Source organism: Mycolicibacter virginiensis (assembly GCF_022374935.2).
Taxonomy (GTDB): domain Bacteria; phylum Actinomycetota; class Actinomycetes; order Mycobacteriales; family Mycobacteriaceae; genus Mycobacterium; species Mycobacterium virginiense.
Map to the genome: position 1 here is coordinate 2,985,086 of NZ_CP092430.2, position 13,864 is coordinate 2,998,949.

Genomic DNA, 13,864 nt, shown 5'->3' on the forward strand with positions numbered 1-13,864 from the left:
CAGGCTCCTCACCTAGGACACTTCGGAGTCGAGCAGGCCGCGCTGATAGCGGCGCATGCCGCGCAGCCAGCGGTCGTAGTCGCCTGCCTTGTGCCGGAACATCTCCAGCACCACCGGGTGCGGCAGGATCAGGAATCGCTCGTCATCGATGGCGGCGAGCACCTCGGCGGCGACGTCGGCGGGCTCCAGCACCGCACCGGCGGTGGTGACCGCGCGGGTGGCCAGATCGCCCAGCGGGTCGCCGGATTGTTCACCGGCATAGAGCAACTTGGTGTTAACGCCCATCGGGCACAGGCAGCTGACCCGCACGCCCTGATCGCCGTAGGTGATGTTGAGCCATTCGGCGAATCCCACGGCCGCGTGCTTGGTGACCGAGTAGGTGGCAGCGCCGAGTTGGGTGAGCAGTCCGGCGGCGGATGCGGTGGAGACGAAATATCCTTCGCCGCGCCGCACCCAGTCGGGGATCAGCAGCTGCGCGGCGCGGATGTGCGAGCGCAGATTGACGTCGATGGCCTGGTCCCAGTCGGCTTCGCCGGGCAAGCCGGGGGCGCCGGTGATCCCGGCGTTGGCGAAGTAGAAGTCGACGGGGCCGTAGCGCTCCTGAGCCAACGCGATCAGTTCTCGGATGGTCTCGGTGTCCGAGACGTCGCCGCCGCGACCGACCGCGGCGCCGGCATGCACGGCGTTGATCTGATCGGCGACCGCCGCCGCGGCGTCCGCGTCGAGGTCGGCCACCACCACTTTGGCTCCCGCCTCCGCCAGCGCCGCGGCCAGCGCTCCACCGATGCCTCCACCGCCACCGGTGACGATCGCGACCCGCTCGGCAACCTTCATCAGCAACGTCCCCGTTCTTCAGTGCGCAATGACATTAGTTGAATCCGATCTCATGTTCGATTATTGACAGTGCGGAATTGCAGGGCGTTCGCCCACAACCGGGTGACCGTGGCGACCAGAGTCTCGAAGTCGGCGCCTGAGCCGTGCTCGGCCTCCTCGCCGACGAAGGTGCCGTAGGCGAGCCTGCTGACCATTCCCGACAGCGCCCGCGACGCCAGCAGCGGATCGACGTCGGCGCCGGCGATCCCCCGCGCCTGCAGATCGGCGATGCCGGCAGCATTGCGCTGCACAAACGCGTCGGCTCGTCGCGCACGGAAGGCGCGGAACTTCGGGTCGATCTGGGCCACCTGTTCGAGCAGCCCCATCAACTGGGCATTGCGCCGATACGCCTCCAAGTAGGCGCGATTGCTCGCCTCCAGCACCGCATACGGGTCGTCGGAGTCGCTCACCCGCCCCATGCCCGGGTGCATCATGTCCTGCTGGGCCTGTTCGAGAACCGCGGCGAAGATCTCCTCTTTGTTCGCGAAGTAGGTATAGAACGACCCGGTCGCACACCCGGCGGCCTTGGTGATGTCGGTCAGCTTGGCGTCGAGGTAACCATCGCGCTCGAAGACCTTGCGAGCCGCGGCAACCAGGCCCGCCCGCGTGCGCGCCCCGCGCACCGTCGCCGGCAACTGGCGGGCCGGGGCGGCCCGGACGGCATCCATCCGGGCAGCCTAACTGAATTCGATGTCAACTTCACTGACTTCTTCGGCGCCGGCGCCGAGTTCGCCGAGCATTGCTTCGGCCTCAGATTCGGGCAGCGATTCCACCCCGCGCAGCTTGCGTTCGATGGCGCGGGTGCGGACGCCGGCGGTGTCGATGGTGTTGCGGGCGGTGTCGAGTTGCTTGCGGGTCTTCTCCAGCACCGCCGCGAACTTTCCGAACTCGGTCTTGACCGCCCCAAGCACCTGCCAGACCTCGCTGCTGCGCTGTTCGATCGCGAGAGTGCGAAAACCCATGCGCAGGCTGTTGAGCAGCGCGGCCAGCGTGGTCGGGCCGGCCAGGGTGACGTTGTACTTGGCCTGAATCTGCTCGAACAACCCGGGTTGGCGCAGCACCTCGGCGTACAGACTCTCGGTGGCCAGGAACAGGATCGCGAAGTCTGTGGTGTGCGGCGGTTCGAGGTACTTGTCGTGGATATCGCAGGCCTCGGCTTCGATCCGACGGATCAGCGCCTGGCGCGCGGCGGCCTCCCCGACGCTGTCGGCGTGTTCCTGCGCGTCGAGCAGGCGCTCGAAGTCCTCACGCGGGAATTTGGCGTCGATCGGCAGCAGCACCTCGCGGGCGCCGGTGGCGCCGGGCAAGCGGACCGCGAATTCGACCCGGGCGTTGGAACCCGGCACCGTGATGACGTTGGTGGCGTACTGCTCGGGCGTCAGCGTCTCGGCCAGCAAGGCGGCCAACTGGGTCTCGCCGAAGATGCCACGGGTTTTGACGTTGGTCAGCACCCGCTTGAGATCACCCACCCCGGTGGCCAGCGTCTGCATTTCACCCAGGCCGCGCTGCACGGCTTCCAGGCGCTCGGAGATCTGCGTGAACGATTGCGCCAGGCGGGTTTCCAGGGTGGCCTGCAGCTTTTCATCCACCGTAGCGCGCATCTTCTCCAGTTGCGCGGTGTTCTCGGTCTGCAGGCTACGCAGCTGCCGATCCAGCGTGGCTCCAAGTTTGTCCTGGGCGCCCTGCAGGGTCGATCCGAAGCGGTGCAGGGTCAGCTGCCACTGGTGAAACGCCTGGGCGAGTTCGGCCCTCCCGGCATGCTGCTCTTCGCGCAGGGTTCGCTCCACGCGTTCACTGTCGCCGCGCAGCGCGGCGAGCTGCGCAGGCGAGATCGCCCCGCCGGCGGGGCGCACGAGCACCAGCACCTGGAGGATCACCGCCAGCAGCGCCAGTGAGGTGAGGAGGATCAGCAGTGCTGTGTCCATGCCGGCAAGGTAACGCGCCGCACCGACAACTCCGGAGTTACCGCAGCGGCGCGCCCCACCGCACCTGTTCGCGCAGCTGCGCCTTGAGCAGTTTGCCGCTGGCGGTGCGTGGCAGCGCCTCGGTCACCACGGTGATGTACTGCGGCACCTTGAAGTCCGCCAATTGGCCGCGGCAGTACTCCAGAACCGCGGCCAGGTCGATCTTGCGCTGGTCGCCGAGCAGTACCGCGCCGACCTTCTCCCCCATCACCTCGTCGGGCACTGCGAGCACACACGCGTCGGCCACCCCGGGAGCCGACAGCAGCGCGGCTTCCACCTCGACGCTGGAGACGTTCTCGCCGCCGCGGTTGATGATGTCCTTGAGCCGATCGATGATGTGGACCCGGCCGGCGTCGTCGACACGCACCACATCGCCGGTGTGCAGCCAGCCGTCGATGATCGTGGCGGCGGTCGCCTCGGGCCGGTTCCAGTAGCCCCGCATCACATTCGCGCCACGCACCACCAGCTCGCCGGTGCCCGGATCGTCACCGAGTGGAACCACACCGAGGTCTCCCGACGGCACGGCGTAGCCGACCGAGTCCGCGTGCGCCACCGCATCGGAGTCCGGGAGCACCGTCATGAGCGAGGCGGTCTCGGTCATGCCGTAGCCGTTGAACACCGTTGCCGCACCGAACGCCTCGCGCAGTGAGCGCACCAGCGCAGGTGCCGTCGGCGCACCGCCGTAGCCGACCCACCGCACCCCGCTCACGTCGACCGCGGCGAAGGCCGGATCCCGCAGCAGCAGCGAATAGATCGCCGGCACCGTCACCATCGATGAGATTCGTTGCGCGGGAAGCGTTGCGATCAGCTCGGGCAGGTTCAGCGACGGCATGATGATCGCCGTGCCGCCGGCGTAGGCGGCGACCAGCAGTTGGGAGTTGCAGCCGGTCACGTGGAACAGCGGGACCGAGATCAGCGTGCGATATTCCTCGCCCAATTCCCGGGTCCGGCCCAAGGTGCGCATCATGTTCTCGGCGTTGGTCACAAACGCCTCGTGGGTGGTGGGCACCCCTTTGGGGCTGCCGGTGGTGCCCGAGGTATAAAACAGCGCGGCGGTGTCGGCTGCTTCGAGGCCATCCACCACATACGGTTGGCCATCGGGCAGCGCGGTACCGGGCGCCAGGTCCACCCGAACGCCGGCGTCGGCCAGCACGAAGTCGACTTCCGGTGCGGCCGAACGGGTATTGACAGCAACCGGTATTCCACCGGCCATCAGCGTGCCCCAGAACCCCAGCACCCAGTCCAGTCCCGCCGGGTAGCGCAATGCGACCCGGTCACCGCGCGCCAGACCGTCGGCCCGCAGCCCGCCGGCCACCCGTGCGGCCCGCTGCCACAGCTGCCGGTAGGTCAGACGGTCGCTTCCGAGTTCCACCACGGCTTCACTGTCGGGCCGCTGCTCGACCTGCTCGGCCAACACATCGAGCAGCGTCGCCGGCAGATGCTCATAGTGCGCAACGCCGTCACGGTCGCGGATCACCCCGGCTGCTGAAAAAGGGTTGTGGTGCCGTGCTATTTCGGCGACGTGTGTCATGAGCAGCCCGTCATCGCCGGCGTCGCAGGCTGTGCGTCACCACCCGGAACGTCCCGCGCAGCGCGTAGACCGCGGACACGATGCACGCGAGGATCAGCACGGTGAACATCGGCAGCCAATTGCCCCGGTCATGGTTGATGTGCCACCAGACATAGGTGAACAGCACCGAGGAGACGAAGAAGACCACATCGCGCCAGTTGCCCTTATAGGACAGCGCCGCCTCGCGCAGCGCTCTGGTGCGATCGGAGGCCGCGACCAAGTCGTCGATGCGCTCGTCGATGGTGCGCTGCAGATCCGCTCGCCGCTGCGTCTGCTCGGCGGGCAGCCGATCGATCAGGTCGAGGTCCTGTTTGATCAGCGCGCGGACATCCGGGCCTTTGAGCTGCCCGGCCGCCGCCGTCAGCAGGGCTCCGCCGAAGATGGGTGCCGCGCCCAGCGCCGCACTCAGCAGTGAGGGCATCGTGGTGGGTGTTCCTTTCCCGTTACTTCCCGGCCACCCTACGACGTCAGCCGAGATTTACCGTGCCATCGGGCGCGATCCGCCAGCCGGGGTTGTGGGCGATCTCCCAGATCAGTCCGTTGGGGTCTTGGACGTGGGCGTGGAACACGCCACCGAATTGGCCGGGTTGCGGCGCCTTGATCACGACGCCGCCCGCGGCGGCCATGGCGTCGGCCAGCGCGACGACGGCGTCGGGGCTGCCGACGTTGTGCGCCATGGTGACCCCGGAGACCCGGGAATGATCGCCGGGCAGCGCCAGGTCCTGATTGAACTTGTCGGCGTCAAAGAACCCCAGTACCTGGCCCGGCGCCGTCTGATAGAAGACGATCTCGCCCTCGACATCCAGCAGGGGCTGCCAGCCCAGCGCGCCGTAGAAGTTCCTGGTCGCGCCCAGATCGGTGGCTGCGACGGTGACGAAGTGCACCTGTTGCTCCATGCGGCCGAGCCTAGAACGGCGCAGCATTGTGTCAGACCCCCTCGCTAGAATCGCACGTATGTTTGAATTGGACGGGCTGGAGCCGGAGTCGTTGGCAGAGGCCGACGACAAGGCCCTGGTGACGGCCATCTCGGAGTGGGCCCGGGTGGAGGCCGCCGCCGCTGCGCGCCGCCTGGCCGCGATCGGCGAATTGGTGGCACGGCGTACCCGCGGGGTCGATGCGGTGAACCGGTCGCGGTGGTCATGTGACTACTGGGATGCCGCAGCGTCCGAGGTCGGCGCTGCCGAGCAGATCAGCCACGGGATGGCGTCGTCGCAGATGTATCTGGCCACGGCGCTGCGGGAACGGCTGCCGAAGGTGGCCGCACTGTTTCTCGAGGGGGTGATCAGCAGCCGGCTGGTCACCACGATCGTCTGGCGCACCACGTTGATCACCAACCCGTACCTGCTGAACGCCGTCGACACCGAGCTCGCCTCGATCGCCACCGGTCTGGGGCCCCTGTCGGCGGCGAAGACCGCGGCGGCCATCGACGCCCTGATCGACCGGTACGACCCCGAAGCCGTCCGGCGCCAAGAGCGCGACGCCCGCGGCCGCGAAATTGTCGTCGACACCCGCAACAGCGAAAACGGCACCACCGGGCTGTGGGGCCGGCTGTTTGCCACCGATGCCACCGCGCTCGACCGGCGCCTGACCCAGTTGGCCCATACCGTCTGCGACGACGATCCCCGCACGCTCGCCCAACGACGCGCCGACGCACTCGGGGCCCTGGCCACCGGCGCCGACACCCTGGCTTGCGCCTGCGGCAACTCCGAATGTCCTGCCGCCGGTGCAGACTCCCGCGCGACGAACGTCACCGTCTACGTTCTCGCCGAACAAGCCGCCCTGAACACCTCGACCGATTCGCGTTTCGGCGACGGCGAAGGACCACCGGCTCCGACATCCCAGACGCGTCCAGCAGCCTCCGGGCACATCATCGGCGGGGGCACCGTACACCCCCAGCTACTGGCGCACCTGGTCAACCGGGGCGCCACCGTCAAACCCCTCCGGCACCCGTCTGATCTGCCCGCTGAGCCGCAGTACCGTCCCTCACGTGCGCTGGCCGCCTTCATTCGCGCCCGCGACCTCACCTGCCGTTTCCCGGGCTGCGACCGGCCTGCTACCTACTGCGACATTGACCACGCCGTGGCCCACCCGCGTGGGGCCACCCACCCAGCCAACCTGCGCTGCCTTTGCCGAAAACACCACTTACTCAAGACATTTTGGACCGGCGCCCGCGGCTGGAGCGATATCCAGTATCCGGACGGCACGGTGGAATGGACCAGCCCCACCGGCCACAGCTACACCACCCGGCCTGGCAGCACACTGCTATTCCCCGCCCTGTGCCGAGCCACCGCCGCACCAGCGGTAACACCGGCACCACCGACATCGACGGCCGATCGCGGTCTGATGATGCCTGCGCGCAAGTGCACCCGAATACAAGACCGCGCCCACCGCATCAACAGCGAACGCGCTCTCAACAAGGCACCACCCTGACGAGGGTGGGCAGCTAGCTCTTGAAGGGCAGGATCTTGTTGAGCTGGTCGAGTTGCTTACGCAGGTCGTGGATCAGCGCGGTGCCCCTCGCGGTCTGGGCCACGGCGTAGATGCCGTCCTGTTGTTGTGCCAGCTCCGCGATGTTCTCGTAGGCGACGCGCGCCGACTCCAGCGTGCGCGCAAGCAGGTCCGTGGTGGACTCCGTCGTGGACGCGGTGTCTTTTGCATGGGTCACGGCATCGCAGCCTATCGCCTCACGATAGGAACTGCGAGAGAACCGCGGGCATAATCTGCGACAAACATCGGCCGCGTCCGGCATAGTCACTCGACAGCACGACGCGATGAGGAGGGGTCGACCGTGAAGCGCTACCTCACCGGGGGCCTGACCACCGCGCTGGCGGCTACCGGGCTGGCGGCCGGGTGGCTGATCGCTTCGGCGCCGGCGGCCCAGGCGGGCTGTCAGGACAACCCGCTGCTGTTCTTCTCCACCGCCCAGAAGTGCGATGGTCCGATTCAGCCCGACGGCAGCTGGCAGCGCTGCGTCATCTACTACTACGAGCCGCCGAAATCACCGCCGTCGCAGCAGGACTGCCATTCGATGGGGCCCGGCCGGGATTACCCGCTGCACTCGTTCTACATGCCGGAAACCCACATCGATCCCTAGCGCGGTTCAGTCCATGAGCTGCGCGGCCACCGTCGCGCCGAGCTCCCAGCACGCTTCCAGGTCAGACTTGCCCGGCTTGCCCGACACCACCACGTAGTCGGCCGCTTTGACCCATCCCAGCCCCGTCGTGATGGAGTCGACGGCCCGTTCGGCGCCCTCGGTTCCCTCGTTGCCGTGCAGGTAGAGGCCGAACGGCCGGCCGCGGGTCGAATCCAGGATCGGGTAGTAGCAGACGTCGAAGGCGTGCTTGAGCGCGCCGCTGATATAGCCGAGGTTGGCCGGGCTGCCCAGCAGGTAGCCGTCGGCGGCCAGCATGTCGGACGGCGACACCTCCAGCGCGGCGCGGCGCACCACCTCGACGCCCTCGATCTGCGGGTCCGTCGCCCCCGACAGCACCGCCTCGAACATGGCCTGGCAGAACGGCGAGGGTGTGTGGTGCACCACCAGCAGCGTCTTACTCACTGCTGCGCCTGCAGCGCGACCGCGGTCTTCATCGCCTCCCGCGCGCGACGACGGTCCCCGGCGAACTCGTAGGCCCGAGCCAGCCGATACCAGCGCCGCCAGTTGTCCGGGTCGGCATCGAGTTCGGCACGAACCGTGTGGAACAGGGCATCGGCGGCGTCGCGTTCGAACCGTCCAGAAGGCCGTCGCGGCAAGGCGCTGGCATCGAGTTCCATGCCGTCCTCGGCGATCAGCCGCGACAGGCGCTGGTGGGCGAATCCGTCGCGCAGGGTGGCGATCATCGCCCACAGTCCGAGGAACGGCATGATCAGCAGCGCGAGCCCCATCCCGATCGCCGCCACCGAACCGGAGGTGATCAGCAGCACCGCTATGCGGCCCAGAAACGCCAGATACATCAGCAGCGCCAGGCACATGAAGGCGATGAGAACCTTCACCCGCGTGGCCGGCGACACCTTCATCACGGCTACTTCAGGTCGAGGAGGGGTTCGATGCCGATCGTGAGCCCGGGGAATTCGGCAACCCGGCGCACCGCAAGCAGCACCCCGGGAACGAATGAGGTCCGGTCGATGCTGTCGTGGCGGATGGTCAGCGTCTCCCCCATGGTCCCGAACAGCACCTCTTGGTGGGCGACCAGCCCGGCCAGCCGGATCGAATGCACCGGCACCCCATCCACGTCCGCGCCGCGGGCTCCGGGCAGACCGGTGCTGGTGGCATCGGGGTTGGGCGGCAGTCCCTTTCGCGCTTCGGCGATCAGCGCGGCGGTACGGGCGGCCGTGCCCGACGGCGCATCGGCCTTCTGCGGGTGGTGCAGCTCGATAACTTCTACCGATTCGAAGTACTTTGCGGCCTGGGTCGCGAAATGCATCGACAGCACCGCACCGATGGCGAAGTTGGGCGCGATCAGCACCGCCGAACCGGGCTTGGCCTCGATCCACGAACGCACCTGGTCCAGGCGCTCCTGGGTGAACCCGGTGGTGCCCACGACCGCATGGATCCCGTTGTCGATCAAGAACTTCAGGTTGTCCATCACGACGGCGGGGTGGGTGAAGTCGATCACCACCTCGGTGCCGCTGTCGGTCAGCAGGCTCAGTTCGTCACCGGCGTCGACCTCGGCGGACAGGGTCAGATCTTCCGCGGCTTGCACTGCCGCAACCATCGTCGCGCCGACTTTGCCCTTGGCGCCCAATACTGCTACCCGCATAGCTGCCACCCTACTTACGACACTTCCCGGCGAGTCTCGCCGGGCCGGTCGGCATCCCCCAGGCGTTCGGCGACGAAACGGACCATCAGGTCAAACGCCGCCCGGCTGTCCGGCAGAAAGGGGAACAGTGCCGGGAACGCGTGCACCTGGTGGTCCCACAGTTCGAGCCGGCTGGACCGGCCGTGATCCAGCAGCGCGGCGTGCAGCCGTTCGTTGTCGCAGCGCAGGATCTCCGACTCGGCCGCGATCAGCAGTGCCGGCGGCATGCTCTCCAGCCGGCCGTTGATCGGCGACAGGTCGTGACGCATCGGCGGCGACGGGCACACATGCTCGACGAGGTCCGGCAGCGCGTCCGCGATGCCGAAGGCGTCGGTGCCCATGTTCGAGTGAGTACTACGGGCCGTTCCCTCGAGCTCCAGCAACGCGGAGATCCCGATGACTCCGGCGGGTGCGCGCAACCCTTCCTGCTGGGCGCGCAGCGCGGTGGCGAACGTGAGAAAACCCCCTGCGGAGTCGCCGGCGATCACCGTCTTGGCCGGGTCGGCCCCCTGCTCGAGCAGCCAGCGGTAGGCACCGACGCAGTCTTCCACCGAGCCGTCCACGCTCACGTCAGGGAACTGCCGATAGTCGACGTGCACGACCGGCAGCCGGGTGCGCCGGGCCAAGGTCGCTACGACGTGCAGGTGGGTGTCGAGACCGCCGGTGAAGAACCCCCCGCCGTGAAAGTACAAGATGGCGCCATCGCTCAGCGGGGCGATGCAATCTGCCCTGCGAACGATCTCGACGGGAACCCCCGTCGCGAGATCGCGGGTGAAGCGGATCCGGAAATACGGTCGCAGCCGTTGCAGGCGGGCGACGGTGTTGGTGCGGCGGCCCAACTGCGCCAACATTCCGGGCATGGCCTCGGGGCCGCCACGGCGGCTGATCCACCGCACCATCCGCGGCATTACCGCCGCGAACACGGCGTAGATGATTCTGGCCCGCAAACTTCCACGATGTATCTCAGCAACACCAGACATCCGAGCATCCTATCTGCACCGATACGGCTCGGCTCAGGCGTCGATGACGATGCGCCCCTCGTTGGCCCGCGAAACGCAGACCAGCATCTCGTCGCCGCCCTCCGCGGTGCGTCCACGCCGGTCGACGTCCCCCGAGACCACCTTGACCTTGCAGGTGCCGCAGAATCCCTGCCGGCACGAGTATGCGGTTGTCGAATCGGCGTCGAGCATCACGTCCAGCGCCGAGCGGTCCGCGGGGATCGCCAGTACCCGCCGCGATCGGGCGAGCTCCAGCTCGAACGGCGCCCCGTCGACCACCGGCGGCGGGCTGAACCGCTCATAGTGCAGCGGAGCTTTGCTATTCGAGGCGTGTTGGTCACGGCTGACACGCACCGCTTCGAGCATCGCGCTGGGGCCGCACACGTACACCGCGGTGCGCGGCCCGGCACCGGCCAACAGCTCCTCGGTGCCCGCGAAACGGCCGTGCTCGTCGTCGGCCCACACCGTGACCCGCTCGGGATCGGTGGCCAGCACCTCGTCGAGCAACGGCATGTCAGCCCGGCTGCGGCCGGCATAGACAGCGCGCCAATCGATTCCGCGCTGGGTGGCCTCGCGCAGCATCGGCAGCATCGGGGTCACGCCGATTCCGCCGATCACGAACAGCACTTCGCTCTCACCGGTGCCCAGATGGAACGCGTTGCGGGGACCTTCGAACAGCAACGTGTCGCCCTCGGCGTAGGCCTGGTGCATCTCGACCGAGCCGCCACCCCCGTCGTCGAGCCGACGTACCGCGATGCGGTACTCGGTGCGACGTCCCGGCACACCGCACAGCGAGTACTGCCTGCGGCGACCCGAGGGCAGCTGCACGTCGATGTGACCGCCTGGCGTCCAGGACGGCAACAGTCCGCCATCGGGGTCCGCGAGGGTTAGCGCCACCACGTCGCTGGTCAGCATCTCCCGCTTGGTGACGACGGCCGCGATCGTGCGTGACACCGGAACCACTCGCGACGGCTTCCACCGCGAAAGCGCTGCCATTCCACCGAATACGGTGATCGCGCCCCAGAGCGCGTTGAACAGCCGGTCATGCTTTCGCCGGCCGTACAGGTCGGCGGGGCGCGACTTCCAGATCTGCGCTGTCATGTCAGGCGTGCCGAATGTCATTGCCCGACGCCCCGGCACCGCCGGCCACGCTGTGCTGCACCCACTCGTCGGTGAGCCGGGCGATAACCTCGGGGCGATCGGTCACCACCCAGTGGCCGCCGTCGATGTCGAGCACCCGGTGGTTGGCCGGGATGGATCCGGTGTAGCGCTGCAGGGCCGGGCTGACGAAGACATCCAAGCGAGGCGCGAGCACCTGCACCGCGACATCGGTGGCCGGCAGCGGCCGCGACGGCTTCAGAAACGGCCCCGGCATGTTCGCGCGGTAGAGGTTGAGCCCGTTGACGTAGTCGTTCTCACCCCGGGGCATGGCCGTCTGCGGGTTGCCGGAGCGACCGATGCGGTCAAGCCAGCCCAGCACTCGGACGCCCAGCCCGGACCGGAAGGCCGCCTCGGGAACCCGCGGGGTCAGGAACAGCCAGATGTAACTCGACTCCAGCAGCTGCCTGACGACATCGCCGAGCGTCCGCAGATTGCGCGCCGACCGCAGGAATCGGCCGGCGTAATCCAGGTGAGGGCCCGAAATCGAGGTGTAGGAAACGACTTTGGCCGCCACGTCGGGGTCGGTGATGGCGGCCCAGCCCTGGATCGAACCCCAGTCGTGCCCGAGAAGGTGAACCTTGTCCAGCCCCAGCCGGCCCAGGTGCTCGAGCACCGCGGCGACGTCGGCGATCAGGTGCGGGAAACGGTAGCCGGACCTCTCCGCCGGCGCCGAGGACGCCCCCGCACCGCGTACGTCGTAGGCGACGACGTTGTAGCGGCCCGGGTTTCGCTCGATGAGCTCACGAGCCACCCCGTCCCAGACATGGTGGTTGTCCGGGTAGCCGTGGATCGCCAGGATGGTCGCCCGTTGCGGGTCCAGGTCCGTGTACGCATGCACGGCGAGGGCCACACCGTCGGCCGACGTCACTGTGGTGGTGGTAGGGGTCATTGACTGCACTCCTCGTTGGTTGACCAAAGTTCGGGTCAGTGCGTGGCGCGGGCAGCGGGCGACACGGCCAGGTAGTTGACCGCCTTCTCCACCCCGCCGAGTTGCGACGGGTGGAAGCCCGGGCGGTAGTAGGAGGCAATAGCGGGCAGGAATTCGAACGGTGAGGGCACCAGCCCGCGGCGCGCCGCGATGAACCAGTCCCGCCAGCGCGGCTTGGTTCCGGCCGGCAATTGCGGGTCCACCTTGTACATGAACCGCAGTCCGCGCACCCACAACAGCAGCATCAGGGGCGTGACGGCCAACTGGGTGCGGACCTGCCGGAAGAAACCGGCCCGCAGGTGCTTCATGACGTCGAATGCGACAGCCTTGTGCTCGACCTCTTCGGCACCATGCCAGCGCAACATGTCCAGCATCGCCGGGTGGGTGCCGACCTCGTCCAGCGCGGGGCTCTCCAGCACCCACTCCCCGAGTATCGCTGTGTAGTGCTCGACGGCGGACACCAAAGCCACCCGCTCGAGCAGCCAGCGCTGCTGGCGGCGCTCACTCCAGGTCGGCCGGTCACCGAGCAGCTTGTCGAACAGCCACTTGATCTGGCTGGTGAACGGTGACATGTCGACGCCGCGAGCCGCCAGGTGGTCGACAACTCCGGTGTGCGCCTGGGAGTGGGTGGCCTCCTGACCGATGAATCCCTGAACGTCGAGCCGCAGCTGGTCGTCCTTGATCAGCGGTAGTGCCTGCTTGAACACCTCGACGAAGAACTCCTCGCCGGCCGGCAGCAATAGATGCAGAACATTGCAGAAGTGGGTGACAAAGGGCTCGCCGGGAACGTAATGCACCGGCAGATCCGACCAGTCGAACCCGACGTCACGGGCCTGCAGGACGATGCGCTCGTGATCGAGTGACCCGTCGTGCGGACCGGCGGCGCTGTCATCCACCTTGAGCATGACGAACCTCCCACCGGGTTTACAAAACCCCATTAATTGTCTTCGCAATGGACAGATAGCCCGATAGGGTACAACGATACCACCGGTACCGCCTAAATTGGATTGTGACCGTCACCACTCCCCGTCGGGCTCGCCGACCGCGGCGCCGCAGTGCGCAGCGCCCCCAAAACGGCCAATTCCGCACCGTTGTGTAAACGTTGTGCGGCGAACGTTAAGAGGCTGTTAACCAGCTTGGATACCGGCAGGGCTGTCAGGAAATCTGGAGGATGTTCCCAGCAAAGATGTCGAGCAACCAGGGTCCGACTCCGCAAGAAGCCGGCCCTTTTTGTTGCCGCCGTAAATTTCAAGGAGAGGCCTTTGTCGTTCGTCAACGCACATCCCGAGACCCTGACCACCGCTGCCGACAGCCTGTCGAGCACTGGCTTTGCGCTCGCTTCCCAAAACGAGGCCGCGCACATCGTGACCACCGGAGTGGTCCCCCCGTCCGCCGACGAAGTGTCGGCCATACTTGCCGCCCGATTCGCCGTTCAGGCGCAGCTGTACCACCAGGTCAGCACCCAGGCGAGTGCCATTCACGAGATGTTCGTCGCCACCCTCAACGCCAGTGCGAACACATACGCGGCCGCCGAGGCTGCCAACGTGATCGCGGCCGGATAAGAGAGGAGGCAC

General features: G+C 67.4%; 17 protein-coding genes. 3 read left to right on the forward strand and 14 right to left on the reverse strand.

Annotated elements, in window-relative coordinates:
* Positions 1 to 12 precede the first annotated feature (12 nt).
* From MJO54_RS14430 to MJO54_RS14455, 6 genes are read right to left on the reverse strand one after another with little or no spacing between them, the layout of a single operon-like run.
* Positions 13 to 834: an SDR family oxidoreductase gene (locus MJO54_RS14430; protein WP_064889051.1), complete on the reverse strand. Its 822-nt coding sequence runs from the start codon at positions 832 to 834 to the stop codon at positions 13 to 15.
* 50 nt (positions 835 to 884) lie between these two features.
* The gene (locus MJO54_RS14435; protein WP_064889052.1) at positions 885 to 1,541 is read right to left on the reverse strand and encodes a TetR/AcrR family transcriptional regulator; all 657 of its coding nucleotides are present in this window, start codon (positions 1,539 to 1,541) and stop codon (positions 885 to 887) included.
* Positions 1,542 to 1,550: 9 nt separating this feature from the next.
* Positions 1,551 to 2,798 carry a DNA recombination protein RmuC gene (locus MJO54_RS14440; RefSeq protein ID WP_240175111.1) on the reverse strand — a complete coding sequence of 416 codons (1,248 nt, stop codon included), beginning with the start codon at positions 2,796 to 2,798 and terminating at the stop codon, positions 1,551 to 1,553.
* Positions 2,799 to 2,835: 37 nt separating this feature from the next.
* Positions 2,836 to 4,368: a class I adenylate-forming enzyme family protein gene (locus MJO54_RS14445; RefSeq protein ID WP_240175112.1), complete on the reverse strand. Its 1,533-nt coding sequence runs from the start codon at positions 4,366 to 4,368 to the stop codon at positions 2,836 to 2,838.
* 10 nt (positions 4,369 to 4,378) lie between these two features.
* On the reverse strand, positions 4,379 to 4,828 hold the full coding sequence (locus tag MJO54_RS14450) for a hypothetical protein (protein ID WP_240175113.1): 450 nt from the start codon (positions 4,826 to 4,828) through the stop codon (positions 4,379 to 4,381).
* A 46-nt stretch (positions 4,829 to 4,874) separates the two neighbouring features.
* Complete coding sequence (locus MJO54_RS14455) at positions 4,875 to 5,303, reverse strand: VOC family protein (protein WP_240175114.1); 429 nt, start codon at positions 5,301 to 5,303, stop codon at positions 4,875 to 4,877.
* A 58-nt stretch (positions 5,304 to 5,361) separates the two neighbouring features.
* Here MJO54_RS14455 and MJO54_RS14460 point away from each other — a divergent pair, with 58 nt between their 5' ends.
* Entirely contained in the window at positions 5,362 to 6,837 is a 1,476-nt protein-coding gene (locus MJO54_RS14460; protein WP_240175115.1) for an HNH endonuclease signature motif containing protein, read from the forward strand.
* Positions 6,838 to 6,850: 13 nt separating this feature from the next.
* Here the strand turns inward: MJO54_RS14460 and MJO54_RS14465 are convergent, their stop codons facing one another.
* Positions 6,851 to 7,072, reverse strand: coding sequence for a hypothetical protein (locus tag MJO54_RS14465; protein ID WP_064888606.1), 222 nt, complete (start codon positions 7,070 to 7,072; stop codon positions 6,851 to 6,853).
* A 123-nt stretch (positions 7,073 to 7,195) separates the two neighbouring features.
* Here MJO54_RS14465 and MJO54_RS14470 point away from each other — a divergent pair, with 123 nt between their 5' ends.
* Positions 7,196 to 7,501 (forward strand): CDGP domain-containing protein, encoded by a 306-nt coding sequence (locus MJO54_RS14470; protein ID WP_046286169.1) that lies wholly within the window; start codon positions 7,196 to 7,198, stop codon positions 7,499 to 7,501.
* Between the two features lie 6 nt (positions 7,502 to 7,507).
* Here MJO54_RS14470 and MJO54_RS14475 read toward each other — a convergent pair whose 3' ends face one another.
* From MJO54_RS14475 to MJO54_RS14505, 7 genes are read right to left on the reverse strand one after another with little or no spacing between them, the layout of a single operon-like run.
* Positions 7,508 to 7,909, reverse strand: a complete 402-nt coding sequence (locus MJO54_RS14475) for a flavodoxin family protein (RefSeq protein WP_192830638.1) — start codon at positions 7,907 to 7,909, stop codon at positions 7,508 to 7,510.
* A 50-nt stretch (positions 7,910 to 7,959) separates the two neighbouring features.
* A complete protein-coding gene (locus MJO54_RS14480) occupies positions 7,960 to 8,421 on the reverse strand; it encodes a tetratricopeptide repeat protein (RefSeq protein WP_396879172.1) in 462 nt (153 codons plus the stop codon).
* Positions 8,422 to 8,426: 5 nt separating this feature from the next.
* On the reverse strand, positions 8,427 to 9,164 hold the full coding sequence (dapB, locus tag MJO54_RS14485; RefSeq protein ID WP_046286167.1) for a 4-hydroxy-tetrahydrodipicolinate reductase: 738 nt from the start codon (positions 9,162 to 9,164) through the stop codon (positions 8,427 to 8,429).
* 14 nt (positions 9,165 to 9,178) lie between these two features.
* Entirely contained in the window at positions 9,179 to 10,183 is a 1,005-nt protein-coding gene (locus MJO54_RS14490; protein WP_240175116.1) for an alpha/beta hydrolase, read from the reverse strand.
* A gap of 33 nt (positions 10,184 to 10,216) precedes the next feature.
* A complete protein-coding gene (locus MJO54_RS14495; protein WP_065153171.1) occupies positions 10,217 to 11,302 on the reverse strand; it encodes a PDR/VanB family oxidoreductase in 1,086 nt (361 codons plus the stop codon).
* A gap of 1 nt (position 11,303) precedes the next feature.
* Positions 11,304 to 12,251 (reverse strand): alpha/beta fold hydrolase, encoded by a 948-nt coding sequence (locus MJO54_RS14500; protein WP_046286164.1) that lies wholly within the window; start codon positions 12,249 to 12,251, stop codon positions 11,304 to 11,306.
* Positions 12,252 to 12,286: 35 nt separating this feature from the next.
* Positions 12,287 to 13,195, reverse strand: coding sequence for a metal-dependent hydrolase (locus MJO54_RS14505; protein ID WP_046286163.1), 909 nt, complete (start codon positions 13,193 to 13,195; stop codon positions 12,287 to 12,289).
* A 357-nt stretch (positions 13,196 to 13,552) separates the two neighbouring features.
* On the opposite strand from MJO54_RS14505, the gene MJO54_RS14510 reads away from it, so the two are divergent.
* Positions 13,553 to 13,852 carry a PE family protein gene (locus MJO54_RS14510; protein ID WP_046286162.1) on the forward strand — a complete coding sequence of 100 codons (300 nt, stop codon included), beginning with the start codon at positions 13,553 to 13,555 and terminating at the stop codon, positions 13,850 to 13,852.
* Positions 13,853 to 13,864 lie beyond the last annotated feature (12 nt).